The organism is Actinoallomurus purpureus (assembly GCF_024055795.1).
GTDB lineage: Bacteria > Actinomycetota > Actinomycetes > Streptosporangiales > Streptosporangiaceae > Actinoallomurus > Actinoallomurus purpureus.
On sequence record NZ_JAMXMY010000001.1, the window covers coordinates 849,478 to 874,304 of the forward strand.

General features: G+C 68.8%; 22 protein-coding genes and 2 pseudogenes. 10 read left to right on the forward strand and 14 right to left on the reverse strand.

What is annotated here, in order from left to right; genetic code table 11:
- Positions 1-393 precede the first annotated feature (393 nt).
- Both NE236_RS04005 and NE236_RS04010 read right to left on the reverse strand, forming a co-directional pair.
- Positions 394-1,281: an aminoglycoside phosphotransferase family protein gene (locus tag NE236_RS04005; protein WP_252840397.1), complete on the reverse strand. Its 888-nt coding sequence runs from the start codon at positions 1,279-1,281 to the stop codon at positions 394-396.
- A gap of 809 nt (positions 1,282-2,090) precedes the next feature.
- On the reverse strand, positions 2,091-3,371 hold the full coding sequence (locus NE236_RS04010) for a serine/threonine-protein kinase (RefSeq protein WP_252840398.1): 1,281 nt from the start codon (positions 3,369-3,371) through the stop codon (positions 2,091-2,093).
- 328 nt (positions 3,372-3,699) lie between these two features.
- Between NE236_RS04010 and NE236_RS04015 the strand changes: the two genes are divergently transcribed.
- Positions 3,700-4,251: a histidine phosphatase family protein gene (locus tag NE236_RS04015; protein WP_252840399.1), complete on the forward strand. Its 552-nt coding sequence runs from the start codon at positions 3,700-3,702 to the stop codon at positions 4,249-4,251.
- A gap of 23 nt (positions 4,252-4,274) precedes the next feature.
- Here NE236_RS04015 and NE236_RS04020 read toward each other — a convergent pair whose 3' ends face one another.
- Positions 4,275-4,721: a hypothetical protein gene (locus NE236_RS04020; protein ID WP_252840400.1), complete on the reverse strand. Its 447-nt coding sequence runs from the start codon at positions 4,719-4,721 to the stop codon at positions 4,275-4,277.
- A gap of 321 nt (positions 4,722-5,042) precedes the next feature.
- Here NE236_RS04020 and NE236_RS04025 point away from each other — a divergent pair, with 321 nt between their 5' ends.
- The gene (locus NE236_RS04025; RefSeq protein ID WP_252840401.1) at positions 5,043-5,198 is read left to right on the forward strand and encodes a hypothetical protein; all 156 of its coding nucleotides are present in this window, start codon (positions 5,043-5,045) and stop codon (positions 5,196-5,198) included.
- An 810-nt stretch (positions 5,199-6,008) separates the two neighbouring features.
- Here the strand turns inward: NE236_RS04025 and NE236_RS43270 are convergent.
- Complete coding sequence (locus tag NE236_RS43270) at positions 6,009-6,143, reverse strand: hypothetical protein (RefSeq protein ID WP_289849726.1); 135 nt, start codon at positions 6,141-6,143, stop codon at positions 6,009-6,011.
- A gap of 411 nt (positions 6,144-6,554) precedes the next feature.
- Here NE236_RS43270 and NE236_RS04030 point away from each other — a divergent pair, with 411 nt between their 5' ends.
- From NE236_RS04030 to NE236_RS04040, 3 genes are all read left to right on the forward strand, one after another.
- Positions 6,555-7,163 (forward strand): hypothetical protein, encoded by a 609-nt coding sequence (locus NE236_RS04030; RefSeq protein WP_252840402.1) that lies wholly within the window; start codon positions 6,555-6,557, stop codon positions 7,161-7,163.
- 684 nt (positions 7,164-7,847) lie between these two features.
- A complete protein-coding gene (locus NE236_RS04035; RefSeq protein ID WP_252840403.1) occupies positions 7,848-8,213 on the forward strand; it encodes an IS66 family transposase in 366 nt (121 codons plus the stop codon).
- Between the two features lie 131 nt (positions 8,214-8,344).
- Complete coding sequence (locus NE236_RS04040; protein ID WP_252840404.1) at positions 8,345-8,959, forward strand: MBL fold metallo-hydrolase; 615 nt, start codon at positions 8,345-8,347, stop codon at positions 8,957-8,959.
- A gap of 17 nt (positions 8,960-8,976) precedes the next feature.
- Here the strand turns inward: NE236_RS04040 and NE236_RS45470 are convergent.
- A pseudogene (locus NE236_RS45470) lies at positions 8,977-9,125 on the reverse strand (IS701 family transposase); the annotation flags it as partial.
- A gap of 492 nt (positions 9,126-9,617) precedes the next feature.
- Complete coding sequence (locus NE236_RS04045) at positions 9,618-10,994, reverse strand: beta-1,3-glucanase family protein (RefSeq protein WP_252840405.1); 1,377 nt, start codon at positions 10,992-10,994, stop codon at positions 9,618-9,620.
- Positions 10,995-11,217: 223 nt separating this feature from the next.
- Between NE236_RS04045 and NE236_RS04050 the strand changes: the two genes are divergently transcribed.
- Together NE236_RS04050 and NE236_RS04055 are read left to right on the forward strand one after the other, a co-directional pair.
- On the forward strand, positions 11,218-14,286 hold the full coding sequence (locus NE236_RS04050) for a discoidin domain-containing protein (protein ID WP_252840406.1): 3,069 nt from the start codon (positions 11,218-11,220) through the stop codon (positions 14,284-14,286).
- A gap of 97 nt (positions 14,287-14,383) precedes the next feature.
- Positions 14,384-15,439, forward strand: coding sequence for a tyrosine-type recombinase/integrase (locus NE236_RS04055; RefSeq protein ID WP_252840407.1), 1,056 nt, complete (start codon positions 14,384-14,386; stop codon positions 15,437-15,439).
- Between the two features lie 53 nt (positions 15,440-15,492).
- Here the strand turns inward: NE236_RS04055 and NE236_RS04060 are convergent.
- From NE236_RS04060 to NE236_RS04070, 3 genes and pseudogenes are all read right to left on the reverse strand, one after another.
- Positions 15,493-16,011 (reverse strand): annotated as a pseudogene (locus tag NE236_RS04060) (ABC transporter permease); the annotation flags it as partial.
- Between the two features lie 18 nt (positions 16,012-16,029).
- The gene (locus tag NE236_RS04065) at positions 16,030-16,251 is read right to left on the reverse strand and encodes a hypothetical protein (RefSeq protein ID WP_252840408.1); all 222 of its coding nucleotides are present in this window, start codon (positions 16,249-16,251) and stop codon (positions 16,030-16,032) included.
- Entirely contained in the window at positions 16,241-17,242 is a 1,002-nt protein-coding gene (locus tag NE236_RS04070; protein ID WP_252840409.1) for an ABC transporter ATP-binding protein, read from the reverse strand. Before NE236_RS04070 ends, NE236_RS04065 begins: the two co-directional genes overlap by 11 nt.
- Here NE236_RS04070 and NE236_RS04075 point away from each other — a divergent pair.
- Positions 17,189-17,635, forward strand: coding sequence for a TetR/AcrR family transcriptional regulator C-terminal domain-containing protein (locus NE236_RS04075; RefSeq protein WP_252840410.1), 447 nt, complete (start codon positions 17,189-17,191; stop codon positions 17,633-17,635). The two genes, NE236_RS04070 and NE236_RS04075, sit on opposite strands and share 54 nt — an antisense overlap.
- A 132-nt stretch (positions 17,636-17,767) precedes the next feature.
- On the opposite strand, the gene NE236_RS04080 is transcribed toward NE236_RS04075, so the two are convergent.
- Both NE236_RS04080 and NE236_RS04085 read right to left on the reverse strand, forming a co-directional pair.
- Positions 17,768-18,037: a hypothetical protein gene (locus tag NE236_RS04080; protein WP_252840411.1), complete on the reverse strand. Its 270-nt coding sequence runs from the start codon at positions 18,035-18,037 to the stop codon at positions 17,768-17,770.
- An 859-nt stretch (positions 18,038-18,896) separates the two neighbouring features.
- Positions 18,897-19,475, reverse strand: a complete 579-nt coding sequence (locus tag NE236_RS04085; protein ID WP_252840412.1) for a TetR/AcrR family transcriptional regulator — start codon at positions 19,473-19,475, stop codon at positions 18,897-18,899.
- Positions 19,476-19,977: 502 nt separating this feature from the next.
- Here NE236_RS04085 and NE236_RS04090 point away from each other — a divergent pair.
- Both NE236_RS04090 and NE236_RS04095 read left to right on the forward strand, forming a co-directional pair.
- The gene (locus NE236_RS04090) at positions 19,978-21,033 is read left to right on the forward strand and encodes an NAD-dependent epimerase/dehydratase family protein (RefSeq protein WP_252840413.1); all 1,056 of its coding nucleotides are present in this window, start codon (positions 19,978-19,980) and stop codon (positions 21,031-21,033) included.
- Positions 21,034-21,155: 122 nt separating this feature from the next.
- Positions 21,156-21,818, forward strand: coding sequence for a hypothetical protein (locus tag NE236_RS04095; protein WP_252840414.1), 663 nt, complete (start codon positions 21,156-21,158; stop codon positions 21,816-21,818).
- Between the two features lie 69 nt (positions 21,819-21,887).
- Here NE236_RS04095 and NE236_RS04100 read toward each other — a convergent pair whose 3' ends face one another.
- The 3 genes from NE236_RS04100 to NE236_RS04110 form a co-directional block, all read right to left on the reverse strand.
- On the reverse strand, positions 21,888-22,142 hold the full coding sequence (locus tag NE236_RS04100; RefSeq protein WP_252840415.1) for a hypothetical protein: 255 nt from the start codon (positions 22,140-22,142) through the stop codon (positions 21,888-21,890).
- Between the two features lie 497 nt (positions 22,143-22,639).
- Positions 22,640-23,755: an ABC transporter ATP-binding protein gene (locus NE236_RS04105; protein WP_252840416.1), complete on the reverse strand. Its 1,116-nt coding sequence runs from the start codon at positions 23,753-23,755 to the stop codon at positions 22,640-22,642.
- 36 nt (positions 23,756-23,791) lie between these two features.
- Positions 23,792-24,820 (reverse strand): NAD(P)-dependent alcohol dehydrogenase, encoded by a 1,029-nt coding sequence (locus NE236_RS04110; RefSeq protein WP_252840417.1) that lies wholly within the window; start codon positions 24,818-24,820, stop codon positions 23,792-23,794.
- Positions 24,821-24,827: the final 7 nt, after the last annotated feature.

Sequence of the window (24,827 nt, forward strand, 5' to 3'; positions counted from 1 at the left end):
CCGATGGCAGTGCCCCGCAGGGCGCGAGGCAGCGGGCCGGACGCGTGCGCCGCCGCCAGATCACGGCGCACCACGCGGGGGAGACCCGCCGTACGACGGCCGGCTCCTCCTCGAAGAGCCGCGCGAACCCCGCCGGCCACGGAGTCAGGAAGCGTGAGTCGATCCCCGGCCAGGGACATCAGCAGATCGGTGTCCAGCGCGCCGAGCCCGCGCACAACGGACCTGCGCCACGGCCAGGTACAACGCCGACAGGCCCGGATCGCGAAGCATCCGCGGGCCGAACACCGTCTCGGCCAAGGGGGACAGGTGACGCCTTGGCGACGTATGAACTGGCATGTTTTGTCAGCAGGGCGAAGTCTCGCGTAGGAGGCACGATTAACGGAGTCCGCGCGGTCAGTTCATGGCCAAGGCGCGTTCGAGCGCAGCTCGGCCTGCCGGTTCCCAGGTCGGTTTGCCCCCGGCGAGACCGAGCCTGCCGTTGCGTCCGATGCTGATCAGGTGCAGGGCGCGCAGGACGGCCCAGCCGCGAGCCCGCGCGATGGTGGCCTCGTCCGCGTCCTCGTAGGTGCCGAAGAACCGGCTCGCCGTGCCCGCGGGCAGCAGGATCCAGGCGGCTGACAGGTCGGTCGCGGGATCGCCTGCGCACATCTCGCCGAAGTCGATCACTCCGGAGAGCGTCCCTTCCTGCACGACCACGTTCGCGGGATGCAGATCGCCGTGCAGCCAAGTCGGCGCCCCGTGCCACGCGGGCGCCGCGACGGCCTCCTCCCAGGTCTCTCGGGCGGCATCAGCGCTCGCGTCGTCGGCTATGACCTCCAACGAGCTGTTGAACTCGTCCTGCATCCCGGCCAGCGGGATGCCGCGCGTGGGGTTGGCTGGGGCTTCCGCGGGTGCCTGCTGATGCAGGGCCTTAAGAAAACCCGCGAGGGTCTCGGCCGCGTCAGCGCAGGTGATCGGCGCGTAGTCCGCCGGCTCGCCCTCAACCCAGCGCGTGATCGTCCAGATGTGCTCGAACAGGTCCGAAGGTTTGCCGATGCGCACCGGGGTAGGCGTCGGCAACGGCAGGCGCTCAGCCAGAACGGGCAGCCACTTCTGCTCGGTGCGCAGCAGGGCCGGGGCGCGCTCGGTGCGCGGCAAGCGCACGGCCAGTTCCGCCCCGAGGCGCCACTGCTGGTTGTCCCAACCACCGGCGACATCTCGGAGTTCGAGGTCTGCGAGATCCGGATGCTGTTCCCGCAGCAGCGCTCGCACCAGGTCCTGCTCGAACCTGAACTCGTCCATGGATGAGCCTCCAATTCGTCCGCTGGCAAGCTAGTGCCGCGTCAACCAACGTTGGTCGTGTAAAGACCGTGTTGGTTGATCCTCGCCTTTCGGTCGAGCGACTCCCCACCGGGTGGTGGGGCGGGCCGCGGCCGGCCAATGGACCCTGCGATGGCGCCGTGATGGGGGCGTCGTCTTGGGTCACGCCGGGCCGGTCCGGCACCGGGGAGGTGCCGTCCGGCTCTCACAACGCCCTATTACACGACCAACGATCCTGGACACGGCACTAGCACCGGACGAACCTACGAGGCCGATCGCCGAGAAAACGCCAAACTGAACGCGACTCAGTGAGAATTCGCCAACTGCAGTGAGACGGACAGCGATCTTGTGTCAGGTCTACTGAGACCGAATGCCAGATCGATTGAGACTGCGTCAGCTCAGCTGAGACGGGACACAGGGGACCACCCAGACGTCACCCGAAGAGCATTACTGGTGAGCTCCAATATTCGATCTGCCGATATTCCTGGCTCAGAGCCGGGCGGCCCTCTGGGCGCCCGAACCAGGTGTCGCTGTTCGATCTCCTGCGGGAATTCGGATGGGTGCGGCTCCTTTGCAGGGACCCCTTCATCTGCATGGACGTGCGATTTCGCGGTCGGCGACTGATCGTTTGTGGCGAGCCCGGATGCGGGCCGGGGAGGACACGCCGGTCGATCTTGTTCCCCTGCTCGTGTGTCATCCTGCGGATTCATGGCGACGGTCTGCCCAGCGTGCCAGACCGACCTGGCATATCCCCACCTCAGCTCATCCCTGCAAAGGGAGCTACACCCGAGCTATTCGGGGCGCAGACACAGCACCAGCGGACGCCAGCCGCCGGAGGTCCCCTCGGTCGCATGGGCGACGTCGCCGTTCTGCCAGGCGGGGACGGTTCCGGGATTGCACTGGCTGGTGTCGGAGGTCCCGCTGATGCGTAGGAGCACCTTGTAGTGTCGGCCGAACGGCTGTGGCAGCCAGCACGGCTCTTTGGTCCAATCGCCGGCGGTTTGAACTACGCAGCCGCCCGTATGGGCCCAGTGGGTGTTGAGGCCCCACGCGGCGTAGGCGGCCGGGAGGCCTCCGAAAACGGCCAGGGCCAGGCCGGCACCTGCCCACGTCTTTATTTGTGTCGTGGTGGTGGTCGGCTGCGTGGGCCGGGTGCCAGAGGGCGGAGCCTCGGGCGGCGGTGCGGCCGTGCCCAGCGCAGGGGTGTGGAGGCCGCCGCCGTATTCGGCGACCATGATGGTGACCGAGTCGGGCAGCCAGCTCGTGGCCCCGGGTTCGGCGGAGTCGGCGAGCTGGTCGAGGACGGCGTTCAGGCTGGGCCGACTGTCGGGGTTCTTGGCCAGACAGGCTGTGATCAGGCCGGTGAGGTGGGCGGGCAGGTCGGTGAGGTCGGGCGGGTCGTGGCGGATCCTGTAGATGAGCGGCTCGTAGGGGCCTGCGCCGAATGGGCCGTGGCCGGTGGCCGCGTAGACCAGGACTGATCCGAGGGCGAACACGTCGCTGGCCGGGCCGATCTCCAGCCCACGGGTCTGTTCGGGGGACATGAAGGGCGGGGTGCCCATGATCGACCGGGTGTGGTGGGAGGCGTCCAGAGCGCGGGCGATACCGAAGTCGATGACCCGGGGCCCGTCCTCGGCCAGGATGACGTTGGCGGGTTTGAGGTCGCGGTGGACCAGGCCGCATGCGTGGATGGCGGCCAGGCCTTCGGCCAGCCCGGCCCCCAGCACGCCGATCGTCTCCGACGGCAGCGGCCCGTGCGCAGTGACGGCCTGGTCCAATGAGGGGCCGGGGACGTAGGCGGTGACCAGCCACGGCGGGTCCGCCTGCGGGTCAGCGTCGACCACCTGGGCGGTGTAGAAACCGCCCACCTTGCGAGCTGCGGCGACCTCGGCGGCGAACCGCTCACGAAAACGCGCGTCGTCGGCCAGTTCCGGGCGCACCAGCTTCACCGCCACCGGTCGGCCACCACGGGAGCGTCCCAGGAATACCTGGCCCATCCCGCCGCCGCCCAGCCGACCCAGCAGGCGGTACTGCCCCACCTGGCGCGGATCGCCCGCCAGCAATGGATCCATCAGCGCATCCTTACTTCAGAAGAACACCATCGTCTGTCCGGGATGAATCCTTCCAGGAAATGACCCTTCCGCGAAGAGGGCCTGTGAGGAGGAGACGTCCGGTGAGCCAGGGGTGATGTCACTGTCAAGCGCGCGCCGCGAGGCCGCGACGGTGAAGCCAGCAACGGCGACACCCATCTGGCTGAATTTCCAGTGCACTCGTCAGCGGGACACAACGATCGGACGCCGACCACGAAACCGCACGTCCACGCAGATGAGGAGGTCCCTGCAAAGGAGCCGCACCCAATTCGGATGCCTGGCCTGAGGCCGACGGGGGATCCTGCGTACTGTGACGATCTTCTATGTGGTGCAGCATGGCGAGAAGGAGCGGCTGCCTGGTGACCCAGGATTGACTGATCTTGGCCGCTGGCAGGCCGACCGTACCGCCGTTTGGCTGGGCCGGGCGGGGGTCATTGCGGTGTTCAGCAGCCCGATGCGGCGAGCTCGTGAGACTGCCGATGCGATCGCGTCGGTGATCAGCGCTCCGGTCCGCGAGGACCCGCGGTTGCGGAAGCGGATGAACTGGGACGGTTCACAATCGTTCGAGGACTTCTTGATTGAGTGGGCCGCCTCGGCCCGTGATCGGCATTTCGTGCCTCAGGCCGGCGACACGTCGTGGCAGGCCGGTGAGCGGTTCCGCTCCTTCCTCCGAGATGTTCCGGTGGAGCTTGGGGTCGTCGCCGTCTGTACTCATGGCGGCGTGACCGTGGACCTGCTGCGGTCTTTGGCCGGCGACCAGGCACTGGCGCCGCAGTTGCTCGAAGGCATCCCGCCCTGTGCGATCACGACGCTTCAAGATCAGGTGGTCCTGGATATCGCTTCGGTGAGTCACCTGCAGTGAGGAGTGGGGCAGTCCTTCGACCATCAAGCTTGGCTCTCAAGGAGGGCATGGGCGTAGGCAGCCCACGGCACCGCGGCGGCTTCAGCGTGCTTGTGGGTGACCTGATCGCTGTAGCCGAGCATGCGTGCGGCGATCGGCGCCGGAATCTCGCGAACGAGCTCTCGGAGCGCGGCGTTCCGAGCGGCCTGCAATTCGATGCCCATGTCCCGGATCCGACCCATGAGCGTCTGTGAGTGAAGATGCTGGCCAGCCCGGGTGCTAGGGAAGAGCCACGAGCTGCGGCCGCCGGAGGCGGTACGGAGGTTAGGCCGCCTGGCTAGGTGCATGCGGAGCATGGCGGCGAAGGGCTCCGGGACTGGGGCGAGATCCTCGCCGAGCCTGACGAACATGCCCTCTGCGCTCTCGGTGATGGCATCCACCTCGAGCCGGGCGATGCGGACCAGCGGCTGAGCATAGAGCAGCAGGAACATCACAGCGACCCGATCTGATGCATGATTCGACCGTCAGATGCAAGCATCGCAAGCAGACGCAGGTCAAGCGATATGACAGAAGTGATGCCACCAGCTCGGTCGGAAGCTGTCGGCGACATCTAAAGCGGCACTCTTCCCAGCTCAGGCCAGCGGCAGAGGGGATTCGAGGGCGGCCCGGCGGGGCAGGCGAGGGATTGCATCTGATACAATATCAGACACTTTACTTGACATAATGCTTATTATCGAGCATCTGGGAGAGGCTCCGCGAAGAGGGGCTCGGCCACAGGAAGATGTCACCGCCGGCCGGCATGCTGCCGCGCCATGACGCCGCGGACTCTCCTGGACATCGACCATGCGCTGCGCACCACAATTTCGGCGCAGGACACCAACAACAACTGGCACGACCTGTTCAATGAGAAATACGAGTACATATGCTTTGATGGTTTCAACGATTTCGAAATGTTTGCCAAACACTGAGCCTGTTCCATGTGGACGCCCTCGCCCCAATGGGACGTACCCTCCCCTTCAGGGCCTGGTCCTCGACACCACATCCGATACCGGACAGAAGTTGGATTCTGTCCGGTATCGACATTTATAGGTCGAATGTCCCAGAACGGTGTATGTCCCGTCTCGCCGAACTTGGCCCCCGTCTCACTAAAGTGGCCTCACCACCATCGGCTCATCGGCCGGCTGGGACGCCCAGCCGTCGCCCTCGCCTGCTCCGAGGCATGGATAATTCACCTGCGATGGGTAGCCCAAGGCCGATTCCAAAACGCGCGAACCGAACGATTCAACCGACTACTTAGCCCCGATTGGCGGGTAAACCGCGAAAGCTCGATTCTTCACGCAGCGCTCTATCCAGAGGTCACCGCACTTACCGGCATCCTGGCATCTACCTATTGGAGAAGTCTGGCCCTATCGGCGGACCACCACGACGCCGGACGCTTCTACCGTGAGGTCCGCGAACGTGTCTTCGCCGACTTTCAGGGACCGGCCGACGGTTACGATCCGATACGCCAATGGCGAGAGGAGCAAATGATGCCCTACCAATCCGGAGGGCCACCAGCACCACAGAACGTCACCGCAACGGCGAACCAACACAATTACTGCGACGCACATTGACGTCCCTGCTTGAACCTTTCGAGCATTAGGGGTACCGACGAAAGTCACCCCCTTAGAGTGTCAAAACAGCCCCCGAGCTTCCGGCTCGGGGGCTGTTTTCACTGCTAGTGAGCAACGGCTCGGCAGCGCTGTACAGGTCAGCGACCTCTCTGCCAGCCTCCGCGATCACCTGCGGATGGGCCCTTCGGTGGGGAAGCCCGTCGGCCCGGGAGTGTGGCCGCGCCGTAGGGTCACGCCGTGGTTGAGCGCGGCCCGTTCGGCGTTGTTCAGTTCGGCGGTGCGGAGGAAGTCGGCGACCATGCCCGGCATGTCGAGGGTGACCGGCAGCTCCGGGGCCGGGGTGTCCTCGTGACCGGCTGACGCCGTGCTCGCGGGCCAGGGCGGCGATGGATCGGCCGTTCAGGTAGGCGGTGCGGACGGCGGTGGTCTTGTCGGTCTTGATGGTCGGGCGGTGGCCGCCCAACGTCGTGAACGCGCCCGCGTCCGAAGCCAACGCCGGCAACGCGGGGGCCGATCACGACCCAGTCCGGCGTGGCGGGACCCGGTGGAACCTTCGTAATCACCGCATGAGTCATGTCCGGCTGCCGGCTGCGGCGGGGTTGTGATCGCACCGCGTGCCGATCGTCCCTTCCCGCGGACGGTGATGTGTGGCACCCGCGAATAAGCCGCGTGTGCCACGCAACCCAGACACCCACAATCAAGGAGCACGACATGCGTCGTCTTCTCAAGCAGCGCCTTCTGACCGTGCTGCCCGGCTACCTGCCCATCATCGATGGCGGAATCGCCCCGGTGACCATCGTCGCCGAGGACCGTACGGACGTTCAGGTCATCCTGGAGGGCGTCGGCCTCACGAGGATCCCCGAGCGAGCCATCCTGGACCCCACCCACAGCGAAAACGTCCTCTTCAGGTGTGATCGCTTGTGGAAGTGGGGCGGGCTCCTCAAGGCGGTCACCGTCCGTGTTCCGTGTGGCTTCGACTTCATCAAGGTGCACACGCGGGGCCGGATCACCGTGACCGGCCCGGTCGGGTACGCATACCTGGAGGCCACCAAGAGCATCGAGGTCGAGGAGATCCCTTCGAACTCCTCGGTTTCTTTGAGGACCACACGCCGCTACGGCCACCCCATCACGGTCGGGAAGACCAGCGGTGACCTCGCGGCGTGGACCAAGGGTGGGTCCGTGCAGATCGAGGCGGACAACCCCCACTCCCTCTTCATCAGCACCATTGGAGGCGACATCGATGTCCACGGCCGCTGGGACGACCAGGCCCTGGACATCCACGACGACAGCGGGCGCGTGACCCTTCGCAAGGACACCTGACCCGCCACGGGTGACGGCCGCCGGCCGTCATCTGCCACCAAGGCTTCGGCACCAGCCGAAGCCCCCCGAAACAGAGGCCCGGCACCAGCCGGGCCTTTCTGTTTACCCATCGGTGACGTCCACGAGGCCGCCAGTCTCCGAGCTGCGAGAGCAAAATACGGCCCCTGTCAGTTCTTCCCCAAGCTGGGGGAAGATCTTCAGCTTGCGCCGCGATGTCGCAGCCAAGGACCTCCTCGCGGTGAGGTGAGGTGAGGTCACCCAGGCCACCGAGTCGCCAAGCAGCCCTGCGCATACGAAGGTCATGGGGCTATGCCCACCGGCGGCCTCGACGAGTGGAAGATGATCTTCATTAGCGTGGAAACCGGTGCTCCCTCGTGCTGCTCCGCTGCTGGTCAGCGAGTTTCGTCGGTAGCCCCATTAGGGTCGTCGGCCGCCGATCCGGATCGACGCCGCTGTCTCAGCGCAGGCGCTTTCAGTCCACAGGGACCACCTTGCTGAGACGAACCCGATCGCAGGGCCACCCTAGTGAGACGACAGTCAGATCGCAGCTCGATCGCCCAGCGAAACCGCAGGTCGCGGGCGCGTCTCCGGGGGCCACCTTAATGAGACGAGGCCACTTTGCTTGAGACAGGACATGTACTCCGCTCATGGCCCGCCTCATGATCAACGAGACGGACGGGCAGGATGACTGACGCCAAGCACGCCTTCCGATCCGCTGCCCGCCTGGGTATCAAGGCCACCGCGGCCCGCCGTACCGAGCTGGAAAAAGACCGCAACGCGCTGGCCCGCAGACTGCTCGACAAGCACGATGACCACCTCCGCTTCACCACCGACGTGCGGGTCCCTTTCGACAACAACCCAGCCGAGCGCGAGATACGGATGATCAAAATCCGGCAGAAGATCTCCGGCTGCCTACGCACCCTGACCGGAGCCGAGCAGTTCTGCGCCATCCGCTCCTACCTGGCCACCACCGCCAAGCACGACATCGGCCTGCTCGACGCGCTCACCCGCCTCACCAACCGGCGTCCCTGGCTGCCCCCGGCCGTCTGAAATTGCGCTCGCCCAGCTCGCTCCGCGCAGGCCACGGATCCGGGACGGGGGGTTCGCAGCGGCTGCCTGACCGGAAGACCGCTTCCCCCCGGGAAAGCGATTCTTCTCGGGTCGGCCGATATGGTGATCCGGTGAAATTGACGAATTTCGGGCACGCCTGTGTGCGCGTCCAGGACGGCGATCGGGTGCTGGTGATCGATCCGGGTACCTTCTCCGACGCGGAGGCGGCGCTGTCCGAAGCTACAGCCGTGCTCGTCTCCCACGAGCACCCCGACCACATCGACGTCGAGACGCTCAAGGCCGCCTGGGCGGGCAACCCAACACTGACCATCCACACCCATGCGGCGCTGGCTGCCGAGCTCGGCCCGGGAGCGGTCACGGTTGCCGCCGGCGAGACCTTCACCGCCGCCGGCTTCACCGTGAAGGCCGTGGGCGGCGTTCACGCCGAGGTCATCGACGGACTGCCCGGCTGCCCGAACCTCGGGTTCATCGTGGACGGCCTCTACCACCCAGGAGACTCCCTCTTCGTCCCCACCGACGAGGTCGACACCCTACTGGTCCCGGCATCCGGCCCCTGGGTGAAGATCGGCGATGCCATCACCTTCGTCCGCGGCGTCCGGCCGGCCCGGGCGTTCCCGATCCACGACATCCAGCTCAGCACGATCGGTCTCGAGTACTTCGACGAGTGGCTCGAGGAGGAAACCGACTACGCCCGCATACCGGTGGGCGATTCAGCCGATCTCTAGTACGGCAGCGCATTTCCTTAAGCGAGCTGCGGGTATGCGTGCCGGGGTGGTCGGCGGAGGCGGTTCGTTAGTGGTGCCAGCGGGCTCGGGCGCGGTAGCGATCTCGCCAGTTCCGCCAGTGGATGGTGTGCTCGATGCCGTGGCGTGGTGGCGGGAAATGCAGGGCTCAGCCGAGGGCCTGGATGCAAGGAAGCTGACCAGTCACGTTCCTTGATCATGTCAAGGAGATTAATTTCACGGCTGCAGAAATCCCCGACGATCGATTGATGGAAATCATTGAGGCCTTGGGAATACCGCTGCCCACCTGAAGGGACCTGCCGGAAGTCATCGCTTGAGGTCGCCTACGTCGGGGATCGGCTCCACACCGATGCCATCGCGGTCACCAACGCCGGGCTGCACGGCATCTGGCTGAACCGCCGCAACGACTCCTCACCCGCAGAGCCACCGGTCAGCCAGACCCTCAACGACCTCCCCACCCTCCTGATCCATCAATCTGTCTCATGATCAATGAGACAGGACAACGACCCCTTGTCACTCGACCTGCTCGGCATCTCGCTGAAGCCGAGCAGATCCCGTCGTTCCTCCCGGTCGCCCTGATCTATGCCATTCGTCTCCCGTGTCGCATCCGTCCGGCGGGGAGGGCATGTGCGCTCCCCGATTACCAGCCGACGGCGACCAGCAGGTACTGCGGGTCGCCGTGGGAGATGAACGAGGACTGGCCGGCGACGTCGTCGTAGGGGAAGCCGTAGGCCAGGTGGTTGATCGCGTGGTCGTGCCAGAACTTGGCGTAGTAGTTGGCCGGAGCCGCCTTGTAATACTGGCTCGAGTCGGACCACTGCGACTGGGGCAGCTGCGCGACGTGCCGGTTCAGCGCTGCGCACATGTCGGGATTGCCCGCCAGGGAGCCCGCGCAGCCGGTGATGTTCGAGGTGCTCTCGGTGACGCCGACCGACTGGGCGTAGCTCGTGAAGTAGTTCGCGTACTGTCCGCCGGCGCGGAAATCGCTGTCACTGCCCGGCGCGGGGATGTAGTAGGGGGCCTGGACCGTGGCCAGGTGCTTGAACTCGGTCGGTACCTCGTTCTGGAACCGCTGGAAGGTCGTGGAGCGGTCCTCGGCGAAGGTGGCCTGGTCCTCCCCCACCTGAGCGTCGTACCCGTCCTTGGCGTGCAGCCGCATTGCCAGCTTCAGGCCGAACCCGTCGACCCGCGTCGTGTTGCCGTTGAACACCGCAGGCCCGATCGTGAACTCGATGAAGTCCCGGTACTGGCTGGTCGGCGAGCCGAGGTAAAAGTACATCCGGCCGGCGGAGTTCGCGGGCATGTCGATGTAGGGCTGCTCGGCGATGGAGTGCGTCTGGCCGCCCCAGCTCCAGTAGACCTGGCTGTCGGGGTACTTGCCGTTCGTCCGGTTGAGGATCTTGAACATCAGGACGTTGTTGGCGGCGGGGATGGTGCTCGTGTCACCCCAGAACGAATCCGGCGGTGGCGTCGTGGTCGTCCCGCTGTAGACCGCGAACTCCCAGAGCGAGTAGCCGTACTGGGTGGCGCGGGCCGTGCCGTACATCCGGATGTACCGCCCGGTGCCGGTGACGTTGAGCGTCTGCGTGCCGCCAGTGCCGATCGTGGTGCTGTAGATGGTGGTCCAGCCGCCGGTGCCGCTGTCCGACACCTGGATCTGGAAGGCCGTGGCGTACGCCGCCTCCCAGGTGAGCACCACCTGGCAGACGTGCTGCGACGACCCGAGGTCGACCTGCAGCCACTGCGGGTCGCTGAAGGCGCTGGACCAGCGCGTACCGGCGTTGCCGTCCACGGCGGCCGAGGCGGGCAGGCCGGAGTTCTCGGTGGAGGACGCGGTCGCGGGCCGGTTCAGCGCCACGTTGGAGCCGCCGCAGGCGTCGGCCGTGGGGGTCGTGGCTGCGGCATGGGGCGTGATCACGGCTAGCCGGCCGACGAGGACCGTGATCACGGCGAACGCGATCAGGAGGACATGTGCGGGTGTGCGGCTGTACGCCGCCGGGCGGGGACTCGGCTGCATGACAGCTCCCTTCTGGGGGTAGGGAGACACTTAATATAAGGCTTAAAATTTGCCGTGGCAATGTATTGACACGGCACTTGACCCCGAGCAGTCTTTCGGGGAAGCGCGCCTCTCCTTCAACTCTCGGCGCCCGTCAGAGCCCGATCCTCATCGCCGGGAGCTCTTCCGCCCACCCCGTTGCGCGACGGCGGTCCCCGTTGCGCTCGCGAGGAGAAGATGCCCCATGAAGCCCGGTATTCGGGTGGTACGTCCCACCGTGCCCGCGGCGCTGATCGCCGTACTGATCGTCCTCCTGGCATACATAGGGGTCGGCCTGTCGACTCCGGCGAGCGCCGCGCCCTCGCTGCTGTCGCAGGGCAAGCCGGTCACCGCCTCGTCGACCGAGAACGCGGGTACGCCCGCCTCGGCCACCGTGGACGGGGACCCCGCGACCCGCTGGTCGAGCGCGTTCAGCGACCCCCAGTGGATTCAGGTCGACCTCGGTGGCCCCGCCACCGTCTCCCAGGTGGTGTTCACGTGGGAGACGGCGTACGCGACGGCGTTTCAGATCCAGGTCTCCGATGACGCCGCCACCTGGACGACCGTCTACAGCACCACCACCGGTACCGGCGGGACGCAGACCCTGAACGTCTCCGGCACCGGGCGGTACATCCGGATGTACGGGACGGCCCGCGCCACCCAGTGGGGCTACTCACTGTGGGAGTTCCAGGTGTACGGCTCGATCGGGTCCTCGCCGGGCACGACACCGATCTCCGCTTTCAAGCCGGTGCGGGCCTCCTCCGTGGAGGGCGCGAACGCCCCTGCCGCGGCGGTGGACGGCCGTACGAGCACCCGCTGGTCCAGCCTCGCCACGGACAACGAGTGGCTGGAGGTCGATCTGGGCGGGCCGGCCACCATCACCGGCGCCACCCTCGTCTGGGAGAACGCCTACGCCACCGGTTATCGCGTCGAGGTGTCCGACAACGGGACAGCCTGGACCGACATCTACACCACGACGACGGGCAAGGGCGGCACCGAGAACCTCGGCATCTCCGGTAAGGGCCGCTACGTGCGCTTCCAGGGCACGGCGAGAGCCACGGGATACGGCTACTCACTGTGGGAGTTCCAGATCTTCGGCACGGTCGACACGTCGGGGAACACCCCGCCGCTGCTCTCGCCGCCGACCAAGGCGCCGACGGCCACCGGCCAGTTCGCGCTCTCGGCGCCCGCGGACCATGCCATGGTCACCGACACCCGCCGCCCGGCACTGTCCTGGACCGCCGTGTCCGGCGCCGCCCACTACGAAGTGTGGATCAACGTCAGCCGCACCGACTACGACTTCACCGCGTCCGGCAGGCTGCTCGACCTCTTCACGAAGGTCGCCGAGCCCACCGGCACCGGTTACACGCCGAGCTGGGACATCGGCGACCGCTGGACGTACAAGTGGTTCGTCGTCGCGGTGAGCGGTTCGGGCGCCAGAACCACGTCCGACATCCGCACCTTCAGCGTCTATCTCCCTGCCGTCGAGGCGGCCGATGACGGCGTCGGCATCGTGGGTGGCGCCCGTGATCTGAACAAGAACGGAACGATCGAGCCGTACGAGGACTGGCGGCGGCCGGTCGAGACGCGGGTGGCCGACCTTCTCGGCAGGATGACGCCTGAGGAGAAGGCGTATCAGATGTTCTACAACGCCCAGACCTATCCGCGGTCGGGCTGGCATTTCGGCCCGGCGCAGCCGGGCGACCTCGACAAGGTGCTTCGCTCGGCCGCGGGAACACGTCTCGGCATCCCCCCGGTCTCCGCGGGCGACACCATCTCCGGGTACGAGACCACCTATCCGCTGCAGAGCGCGCTGGCCGCCGCGAAGGATTACCCGCTCGATTACAAGCTCGGCGACATGCAACGCCGTGAGCAGTTGGAGGTCGGCACGCGCGGCGTCCTCGGGCCGCTCGCCGAGGTCGGCACCAAGGTGCTCTACCCGCGGATCCAGGAAGGCAACGGCGAGAACGCCGACGTCGCGGCGGCTCAGGTACGGGCCTTGCTCGCCGGTCTGCAGGGCGGCCCGGAGCTCAACCCCGCCTCCGTCCTCGCGACCGTCAAGCACTGGCCGGGAGAAGGTGCCGGCGGTGAGGCGGGCATCGTCTACGACGGGGTGACGATCAAGTACCACATGATTCCGTGGCGGGCCGCGATCGATGCCGGAGCCGTCAACATCATGCCCGGTTACGCGGGCAGCTCCTTCCTCGACCCAGGGGGGCCGGGCGCGGGCAACAGCAAGCCCATCCTCGACTACCTTCGCAACAACCTGGGCTATACCGGCCTCATCACGACCGACTGGCTGCCGTCCAGCGCGTGGATCAGCGCGGCGAACGCCGGTTCCGACGTGATGGGCGGGGCCGACCCGGGCGCGTCCGGATTCTCGATGCCGGACTTCCTCGCCAGTGTGCCGATCTCCAGGATCAACGACGCGGTGACCCGGATCCTCCGGCTGAAGTTCGAGCTCGGCATCTTCGATCGCCCATACGGCGATCCGGTCAATGGCCCCTACCGCTTCCACCAGCCGTCCTATGTCGCGCTCGCCGACCAGGCCGCGCGCGAATCCCTCACCCTGCTCAAGAACAACGGTGTCCTTCCGCTCAAGCTCAAGGCGGGTGACAACATCGTGGTGGCTGGTCCGCGCGCCACTGACGGCGCCGCGTGCTGCGTCTGGACGAGCTACTTCCACCAGGGCTACGGCTCGCTGGACATCCTGGATGCGATCAAGGCCCGGGCGGCGAAGGACGGCGTCAACGTCTACTCCGGCAGCGGGCCCTCGCCCAAACTGGCCATCGTGGCGGTGGGAGAGCCGAGTTACACGCACGCCACCGCGTGGGTGAAGGAAGAGCCCTACCTGCCGCCGGATCAGCTCTCCATCATCCAGGGCTTCCATGACCAAGGAATCCCGGTCGTGGTGGTCATGGATCTGCCCCGGCCAACGGTGATCTCGGACTGGAACGGCATCGCCGACGCCATCGTGATGACCTATCGCGGGGGCGAGGAGGTCGGCCCGGCCACGGCCTCCCTGCTCTTCGGCGACCATACGCCTCACGGGACGCTGCCCTGGCAGCTCCCGCGCGGTGTCGACCAGGTCCTGAAGCCGGGCGGCACGGACGTCCCCGCCGATGCCGTCGAGGATTGGAGCCTGCCGTACGACCTGGGCGCGACCGCCGCCGAGCGCTCCGACATCCGCGCCCACATCGACGCCGGTCAGTCACCGCCCACTACCTACGGAAATCCGCTCTACCCCTATGGTTTCGGCCTCCAAAGCTGGTAGCACGCCGCTGGGCCGGACCGGTTGCGATGTGCTGCGCTGAGCCCGTTCGGGAGCCGGCGAACGGGTTCTGTCGCAGGGCGGCGGTAGGGTCCGGCGGGTGCGTCCTGCCGAGGTTCAACGGATCACCGTGGAAGAAGCCGCCGATCGTTACGCGGAGCTGGTGCGGGCCAAGACGGTCACCGGCGCGCTGGCGCCCAGCACGGCGGAGATCTACACGCGTGACGTCCACACGTTCGTCGCCCTGGCCGGCACGGGCCGGGTGCTGGATGACCTGACCGGTGAGGACGTCGACGAGGTGCTGCTGCGGTTCGCGCGCAAGCCGGACGGGCGGCGCAGGGCGCCGGTGCCCGCCGACGGGTCCGCTCCCCTGCAGAGCGCGTTCTCCCAGGCGCGGTTCCGCCGGTCGGTGTCGGCGTTCTTCCGGCACGCGGCCGTGGCCGGGTGGGTCCAGCTGAACCCGATGCGGGCGGTGACGGTGACATCGCGGCAGCGGGGTGGTCTTCGGCCGGAGCGGCGGGCGCTGACCCGTGAGCAGGCCGAGGGGCTGCTGGGCTCGGCGCGTGCCCTGGCCGCGGCCGGGCCGGAGGAGGGCAGGCGGGCCGATCAGCGCACCGAACTGCGGGACGCCCTGATCGTGTTGCTGCTGGCGACGGTGGGTCCGCGGGTGTCGGAGCTGACCCGCGCGGACGTGGAGCATTTCTTCACCAATGACGGGGTGCGCTACTGGCGGATCTTCGGCAAGGGAGGCCGTACCCGTGACGTGCCTCTCCCCCGCGGTGTCGCGCAGGTCCTCGACGCGTACCTGGCGGAGCGGCGCGCCCGTGCGGTGGACACTCCGGCGCTGTTGTTGTCGTGGCGGGGGCGGCGGCTGGCGCGCGGTGACGTGCAGGCGGTGATCGATCGGGTGCTGGCGCGGGTCGATCCGGATCGGCGGCGTTCGGTGACTCCGCACGGGCTGCGGCACACGACCGCGACGCATCTGCTGGCCGCGGCGACCGACATGGACGCCGTGCGGCGGGTGCTGGGGCATTCGGACCTGTCGACGCTGGGCCGGTACCGCGACGAGCTGCCCGGGGAGCTGGAGGCGGCGATGCGCGCCCATCCCCTGCTCGGCGGTCCGGGGGCCGAGACCGGCGGCTCCCGGGAGGCGTAGCGGGCTCCGCAGCCGGTCCGCGCCGCATGTCCGGCCGGCTCGGCGCGCTGGGTCTATGCCCTCCGGGGGGTACGGCGCAGGGTGCCCAGGGCCGCCATGGCGCCGGCGATGACCGTGATGGCGGTGATGGCGGTGATGGCCAGGACGGCGTGGGTGTAGGGGCCGGCGGGATGGCCGCCGAGCGCGGCCTGGAAGCCGTGGACCGCCCAGTAGGCCGGCAGGGCGGGTGCGAGGTCGCCGATCCAGTGGGGCAGGCCGGTGAGCGGGACGAGGGCACCGCTGAGAGCCGTCATGATCATCGCGGTGATGTCGGCGATGGCGCCGAGGCGTCCGTGGCCGTCCAGCCAGGCTCCGAGGGCCAGGCCGAGGGCGGTGGCGCAGGACGCCCAGGCGAGCCAGAGCAGGGGCAGCCGCCATGTGCCGGCGGTCAGGTCGAGTCCGTACCACCAGCCGGCCTCGGTGAACAGCAGGGCCTGGAGGGTGACGAAGACGGTGATGAGCGGCAGGGCCTTGCCGGTGAGGACGGAGACACGGCGGGCGGGGGTGGCACGCAGCCGGTCCCAGGTGTGCCGGTCGCGTTCGGCGAGGAGTTACTCGCCGGCCACGTCCAGGGCCACGAGGGTGAACATGACGGCGGTGCCGGCGGCGGCGCCGATCGCGCCGGAGGTGCCGGGGGCGGCCATCCGTGCGTAGACCGGGTGCAGGACGGCCATCAGGGTCGAGGACATCACCGCGTAGGCGATGAGGGTGCCCGGGTCGCGGGCCAGCAGGACGCAGGTGTGGCGGGTGATGACGGCGGTGTCACGCAGCATGAGAGGACTCCCGGGAGGCGAGGCGGCGGTACAGGTCGTCGAGGGCGGGCGGGGTGATGTCGATGCCGCGCAGTCGTACGGCTTCGGGGCCGAGTCCGGTCAGGGCGCGTGCGGCGGCCTCGGCGGGCCGGGGTGAGGTGATGACGAGGGTGTCGCGGTGGGTGTGGCCGGGGGCGGGTCCGTCGAAGCGCAGGAGGGCGGTGCCGGGCAGGTCGTCGAGGAGGGTCTGGCGGGGGCCGCGGGCGATGACCCGGCCGTGGGCGGCGACGGCGAGGGTGGCGTCGAGTTCGACGAGCTCGGGCAGGTAGTGGGTGGTGTAGCAGATGGCGGCGCCGTCGTCGGCGCGGGCGCGGACGACGGCCAGGAGCGCCTGGCGGGTGGCGGGGTCGGCGCCGGTGGTGGGTTCGTCGAGCAGCAGGACCGTGGGGCGGTGCAGAAGGGCGGTGGCGGTCTGGACGCGGCGCTGCTGGCCGCCGGACAGCCGGCCGACGGGGCGGTCGAGCAGGTCCTGGAGTGCCATGGCGGCGGTGACCTGGTCGATCTCGGTGCGCAGTCGGTGGCGGCGGAGTCCGGCCAGGCCGCCGAAGAGGCGGAGGTTGTCGCGGACCGTGGCGGTGGGGTACAGGGCGGGTTCCTGGGGCGCCCAGCCGATGGCGCGGCGGGCGGTGCGGCGGGCCGGGTCGGTGCCGGCGATGAGGATGCGGCCGGAGTCGGGCCGGTCCAGGCCGCAGGCGATCCGCGCGAAGGTGGTCTTGCCGGCGCCGTTGTGGCCGATGAGGCCACAGATCTCCCCCGCCGTGATGGTGAGGTCGAAGCCGTCGAGGGCGGTGGTCCGTAGGAGGGAGGGCGGTCGATGGCCCGGAGAGGACTGACACGCGGCGAGATCATCGACGCGACGTGGGACCTGGCGGCGCAGCGGGGGCTCGCGGCGGTGACCATGCGCGCGGTCGCCGAGCAGCTGGACGTCACCCCCATGGCGCTGTACCGGCACGTCGGGGACAAGCAGGGCCTGCTCGACGGCCTGGTGGAGCGCCTGCTCGGGGAGATTCCCGAGCCGGACCCGGGGCTGCCGTGGCGGGAACGGCTGCGCGAGCTGGCCGCCGGGATCCGGGTGGTGGCCCGGGCGCACCCGGACCTGTTCCCCCTGCTGTTCCACCGCCCGGCGGTCACCGCGGCGGCGCGCCGCCCGCGTGACACGGTGTACGCCGCGTTGCGGGAGGCGGGGCTGGCCGGGGACGACGTCGTCCGGGCGGAGCGGTTCTTGTCGACGTTCATCCTGGGGTTCGCGGCCTCGGAGGCGGGCGGCCGGTTCGGTCACCTGGACGCCGACGCGGAGTTCGGCTACGCCGCCGACGCCATCGCCCGTCTGCTCGAGAAGGACTGACGGGTCCGGCGCGGCGGCGGGCGCGAGGGCATTGGCTTCCGTGCTACCCGCGGTGACGCTGGCACGCTTGGCCGCCCCCAGGTCCACCGAGCGTGGCGGCGCTGTCCGCGATCCACCGCCAGTCCTCGGGGGTCATGCCCGCGACGCGCTCGGCGTACTGCGCCCACTGAGTCGTATCGCTCCACCGATCGCGTGCGTCCGCGACCCATGACGGCTGCCAGTGCTGCCCGAGTCGTCCTCGACGATCACGGCGCCGTGGCGGGCGGCCCAGGCGAGCAGCGCGGTGCGGCGGGTCGCCGACATCGGGGTGCCCAGCGGGAACTGGTGGGAGGGCGTGACGTACACGAGCCGGGCGGCAGGCGGGAGCGCGGCGACGTCTAGGCCCTCGTCGTCGACGGGCACGCCGGTGACGCGGGCGCCGAGGGCGGTGAACAGCCGCCGCGCCGGCGGGGTCGTCGTAACCGGAGGCGCGGACCGTCGAGGCGCGCAGTTCCCCGGTGAGGAGACGGCGCCAGGTGGCCAGCGGGAACAGGGCGGCGTCGGGCATGCCGACTCCGAAGTCGTAGGGGGCGGGCGGGCCGGTGGTGTGGAGGGCGGTGACGAGGCCGCTGCTGAGCCTGGGATTGCCGTTGTGGGTCGTGCGGCGTACGGCTGCGCCGGCGCCGATGGGCGCGGTGCTGCTGGTGGGTGCGGCGCTGTTGCAGGTGTTCGGGGAGATATCGCAGGGCGCGGGTGGAGTGGGAACTGAGCTTCGCGCTGGCGCCGGAGGGCAGGCACGGTCGGTACCAGTCGAGGGGTGGACCCACCGGATCGCGTAGCCGTCACACCGCGAGCTCCGCCGAACCCTCCCGTTCGCGTTCTCTCCAGGCGGCCGTACGGCAGCGGAGCAAACCACCTGGTCGGAGCGGGTGAAGTATCCGGGGGCCAGGCGGCGGCCGCACTTCGGGCACGCCGGGCCGGCCCCGATCGTGTGGGTGGCCATCAGGTCGAGTCCGCGGCTGTAACGGCGGGATTGCCGGAACCATGCCGACTTGCATGCGGTCGAGCAGTACCGGCGCCGGGCCGCTGAGCGCGAAGGCAGCGGCTCGTGGCACATCGCGCAGGCTCGCTGGGTGCCATCCATATCTCCGGTCTGCGCCCATTGGTCCTCGCACGCCACTGGGTCGTCGCCGAGATCGACGCCGCCGGACGCGCCCGACCTGGACGAGGACGACGACGGCAGCGAGGATCCGTGGACTTCACCGATCTTCATCCATGCCGCTCAGGGCCGGGCGCGGATTCCCTCGTAAAGGAGGTCGAGCACCCGGCTCACCTGATCGCGGTCCTCGAGCACAGGCGCGACCATGGCGATACCGCTGAGGGACACCACCACATCGTCCGGTTCGACCTCGGGACGCGTGGCCCCCGCCGCCGCGGTTGCCGCCAGCAGCGTGCCGACGGCTTCATCGACCCGCCCGCGGCTCTGCGCGAACGGGTCCCTGCCCGCGGCCACGACGGCTTCGAGTGCCTCTGTCAGGCCGATCTTGGTGGCCCAGTAGTCGACGAACCGGTCCATCCAGATCCGCAGGGCGTCTTGGGGCGGCACCTGCTCCAGCAGTTCCGCGGCCCCGGCGCACACGGCATCCAGTTCCGAGCGGTAGGCCGCCTCGATGAGGTCTTCGCGTGCCGGGAAGTGGCGGTAGACGGTGCCGACACCGACGCCGGCCTGCTTGGCGATCTCGGTGAAGGGGACGTCGGGACCCCGCTCGACGAACAGGCGCAGCGCCGCCTCGAGGATGCGGGCGCGATTGCGCTGCCCGTCCGCGCGCGGTCTGCGCTGCGTCGTCTCGGTTCTGGTCACAGTCACCCCTAAGAAGCGGAATCCATTCCACTTTCATGGTACGCCCGGGGGCCTTGGTCCCAGGCCAGGGGTCGAACGGCCGGGGGTCGGCCCCGGAGCGCGGGGCATGTCCCGCACGTACCCGGGCTTCGCGTCCCGGCCGGTCGAACCCCACTTGCATCCGGAACGCATTCCGGTTAGCTTGGTCTTACCGGACCAGATTCCGGATAACGATTCGCCCCCGCGTCGACGGCCCGCAAACGCCTCCACGGGGAACGCCGACACCAACGGAGCCCCCCATGAACACCCACCAGCGCCTCACCATGCCCTTCGGCCCGCACCGCTGACTCTCGGACTCGCACTCGTCGCCCTCCCGGGCATCCCTTGGCTGTTCGCCGTGGTGCGCCGGCTGTCCACCGAAGCGGAGCCGGACCCCGAAAACAACCCTCTGACGCCCGACGGGCAAGGCTGAACCAACAGCCCTCCGGCGCGGGCACCACTCCACTGTGAAGGACTGAACGCAATGAGCACAGAAGACCTCTCATTCCCCGAAGACGAGAAGGTGCTGGTCACCGGCGGCAGCGGTTTCGTCGGCGCCCACACGGTCGCACGCCTGCTGCGCGAGGGGCATCGCATCCGGGTGGCGGTCCGGGGGCCCGCACAGGAGGCTCAGGTGCTGGCGGCGCTCCGGCAGGCCGGGGTCGATCGGGCGGACTTGCTGGAGTTCGCGGTCGCGGACCTCAGCGCCGACGACGGCTGGGCGCAGGCCATGGACGGGATCGCGCACGTCCTGCACCACGCGTCGCCCTTCCCGCCCACTCCTCCCGAGACGGAGGACGAGGTCATCCTCCCCGCCCGCGACGGCGCGCTGCGGGTGATCGCCGCCGCCCGCAGCGCCGGGATCCCTCGGGTCGTGATGACGTCCTCCTTCGCCGCGGTCGGGTACACCCTGACGCCCGACGACCACTACACGGAGGAGAACTGGACCGACCCGGACACCCCCGGGCTGCCCGCCTACCACAAGTCGAAGGTGCTGGCCGAGGCGGCGGCGTGGGACTACGTCAAGACCAACGGGGGCATCGAGTTGGTGGTCGTCAACCCCACCGGCATCTTCGGCCCCCAACTCGTGGACCGGCCCTCAGGCTCCATCGGACTGATCAAGGCCCTCATGGCCGGCGAGATGTCCGTGGTGCCGGTCTGGAACTTCGGCGTCGTCGACGTGCGTGACGTCGTGGACCTGCATCTGCGCGCGATGCTGCACCCGAACGCGGCGGGCGAGCGATTCCTCGCCAACAGCGGATCGTCGAGCCTGTTCAAGATCGCGAACATCCTTCGCGAGCAATTCCCCGCCGCGGCCGACCGGCTGCCCGCGACGGAACTGACCATCGAGCAGGTACGCAAGGCCGCGAAGACCGAGCCCACGCTGAAGGACGCCGCCGTTCTGGAGGGCCGGATCCCCGACATCAGCCACGAGAAGGCCAGTTCGGTCCTTGGCTGGGAGCCCCTGGACGTCAGGGACACCATCGTGGCAACCGCGGAGGCCCTGATCGAGCTGGGCGCGGTCGCCCTGCCGGAGTAGGGCAGCTCCACGTCGTGACCGACGACCAGCTCGGTCGTCAACCGTGAAGTAGCGAACAGGCCGTGGTGGTCGGGGCAATATGCCCTCTGTCGCCACGCTCAGGGCCGGGTGCGGATCCCCTCATGGAGGAGGTCGAGCACCCGGCTCACCTGATCGTCCGGATCGACCTCGGGACGCGTACCCGGGCTTCGCGACCGGATGGTGGCCTGCTGGTGCAGACCCTCGCCGCCGCCGGCGAACTCCAGCGCGACCTCCAGCGCGACCTCCAGCGGGAACTGACCTACGACGGGCTGCGGGCCGCCGAGGCCAAGGGCAGCAAGGGCGGCCGCCGCCCGGCCATCAAGACCGAGAAGACCGATGCCGTGCGCACCGCGTACCTGGAGGGCGGGTCTATTGCCGCCCTGTCCCGCGAACACGGCGTCAGCCGGGGCGCCGGCCGTACGGCCGGCGCCGACCTCATGCCCGAGCACACTCCCGCCGACCAGGACGCCCCGGCCCCGGAACTGCCGGTCGCCCTCCACATGCCGGGCAAGGTCGCCGACTTCCTCCGCGCCGCCGAGCTGGAGCCCGCCGAGTGGGCCGCCCTCGACCAGGGCGTGACCGTACGGCGCGGCCAGGGCTACACACTTCGCGGGGGCTCCCGTCTGACCAAGCCGGGGTCGGCGATGGGCCCGGTCGTGCGTCGCGCCCAGCGGGCCTGGCCGTGTATGTCGCCCACCGATGCGAGCCTGCGGGATGTGGCGAACGAAGCATGTCTCGGTAGCGGAGAGGACGCCGGAAGATGATCAACCGAGTCATCGAGGGCACGGAGTGGTCCGTGCCCTCGATGCGGCCAGATGGTGGAACCGCCGTAATCAATCGCCGTAGTCTTCCTCCTCGACGTTGCCGCTGCCCGACACCCGGCTGTTCCGTACGCCTCCGACGTTCCTCGAGCCGCCGGTGATGTTGCCGACGCCACCGGTACTGGTGGTGTCATCGTCGTCTCGCGGGATGAACCGGTGCCCGATCGGGAGGCCACTGACGCCGACGTTGCCCGGGGCCGCGGCCACGGTCCGGCCGTGAGCCGGCGCCGCGGCGGTGTTGTGGGCGGACGCAGGCGAAGTGATCATCAGGGCGCTCGCCACTGCCGCAGTCGCCAGGCAGGAAGCGGCATAAGCCTTTCGCATCATGCTGAGTCACCTCTTTACGGAAAATGGTATCGGGTGCCTAACATGTTGACCCTCACGGCATACGTCGAGGGGCATCACCATTGCCATTATTCCTTGATTATCTTGAAATAACACAATGGGTAGGTAACGTCTGGCCAAATTGGCGACTCAATAGGAATTTCCTATCATGCTCTCGTGTTTGCGATGGCCTGGCGCCGAGAACTCGGTTTCCCGCCGTTGACCGGCACGGACAAACTCTCGTCGGCAGAGAGGTCAGGTAACGACCGTCCTTTGCCGGGCGGAAGAGTCGAGAGGACCGGGGCGGCATGCGGCGCTCACGGACGTCATGGGCCGATGGCCAGGACGGCGTCACGCCCCGGGCATCACGACGGTGGCCGGGCCCTCTCGGCGGGGAAGGCTGCTCGCGATACGCGGGTCCTCCCCCACACGCCGGGCGGTCAGGCGGGCAGCCGTTCGCCGGTGGCCGTGGAGAAGACCCGCTCCTTGCCCGGCGTGATCCGCAGCCGGACCCGGTCGCCCTTGGCCGGCGGCGCGTTCGGGTCGACCCGTGCGATGACGGTGTTCTCGCGCAGTGCCGGATCGGTCGTGTCGGCGTACTGGCCGTAGAGGAAGGCGTCCGAGCCGAGTTCCTCGACGACGGTGACGGTGACGGGGAAGGTCATGGAGCCGGCGTCGCCTTCACCGACCATGGCGACGGCCTCGGGCCGGAAGCCGACGATGACGCGGTCGCTCCCCTCGTCGTTGAGCGCTTTGAGGGTCTCGTGGGCCAGCCGTATCCGCACTCCGGCCAAGACCGCGTCCTCTCCCTCGACGCGGTACTCCGCCAGGTTCATCGACGGGGAGCCGATGAAGCCGGCGACGAAGACGTTCGCCGGATGCTGGTAGAGCTGCAACGGCGTGGCGACCTGCTGGAGAAGACCGTCCTTGAGGACCGCGACCCGGTCGCCCATCGTCATGGCCTCGACCTGGTCGTGGGTCACGTAGACCGTCGTCACCCCGAGCCGGCGCTGCAGGGCGGCGATCTGCGCGCGGGTCTGCACGCGCAGCTTGGCGTCCAGGTTCGACAGCGGCTCGTCCAGGAGGTACACCTGCGGTTCCCGCACGATCGCCCGGCCCATGGCCACGCGTTGCCGCTGCCCGCCGGACAGCGCCTTGGGTTTGCGGTCCAGGAACTCCTCCAGGTCCAGCAGGCGGGCCGCCTCACGGACCCGGCGTTCGCGTTCGTCCTTGGAGACCTTCATGACCCGCAGGGCGAAGCCCATGTTGTCGGCGACGGACATGTGCGGGTACAGGGCGTAGTTCTGGAACACCATTGCGATGTCCCGGTCGCGTGGCGCCAGGTGGGTGACGTCCCGCTGCCCGATGGAGATGCGTCCGTGATCGACCCTTTCGAGCCCGGCGAGCATGCGCAGCGACGTGGACTTCCCACAACCGGAGGGACCGACGAGGACCAGGAACTCCCCGTCGGGGATGTCGAGGTCGAGGGTGTCCACCGCGGGTCGCTCGGATCCCGGGTACACGCGGGTCGCCTCTTCGTACATGACCTGAGCCATTGCTGTCTCCTTAGCCCCTCATTCCTGTGCCGCCCCTCACTCCTGTGGTCGTACGACGGCCTTGACCAGCGTCGGGTCGCGGGCGCCGGCGGTGAGCGCCTGCTCGACCTCGGCCAGGCCGTAGTGGCCGGTGACCAGGGCGTCCAGCCGGACGCGCCCGGAGGCGGCGAGCGCGATGGCCGCCGGCCAGGTATTGGCGTAGCGGAACGTGCCCGTCACCTGAAGTTCGCGTGTCTGCACATGCGCCAGCGGCAGCGGGATCTCCTCCCCGCCCATGCCGACGAGGACGACCCGCCCGGCCCGGCCCACCGCGCGGACGGCCTCGGCGATGGCGGCGGGATGACCGGAGCATTCGAGCAGCACGTCGGGGTCGAACGCCGCGTCGGTCAGGCCGCCCTCGCGTACGTCGAGGGCCACGCTCGCGCCGAGGTCACGGGCGAGCGCGAGCCGGACCGGGTTCACGTCGGTGACCATGACGTCGGTGGCGCCGAACGCCCGCGCGGCCTGCAGGCACAGCAGCCCGACCGGGCCCGCGCCGGTGACGAGCACGCGGCTGCCCGGTTCGACCCGCGCCTTGCGGCAGGCCCACACGCCCACCGACAGCGGCTCGATCAGGGCGGCGGCGTCGTCGGACAGGGAGTCCGGGACGGGATGGGCGAACTGCTCGTGCACGACGACGTACTCGCAGAACGCCCCGTCGATCGGGGGCGTGCCGAAGAACCGCATCGCCGGGCAGAGGTTGTACCGGCCGGCGCGGCACTGCGGGCAGGTGAAGTCGGGCACGCCGGGTTCCAGTGAGACGCGCTGCCCGAGGCGGTGACGGGCGGCCTCGGAGCCGGCGCCGGCCACGGTCCCGGACGGTTCGTGGCCGAGGACCAGGGGGGACTCGACCACGAAGTCGCCGATCCTGCCGTGCTCGTAGTAGTGCACGTCGGAACCGCACGTGCCGACCGATGCGACCTGGACGAGCACGTCGTGGGGGCCGGGCTCGGGCCGGGGCCGTTCCTCCAGCGTGATCTTGCCGACGTCGTGGAGTACGGCTGCGCGCATGGTGTGCTCGGCCATGGTCCTC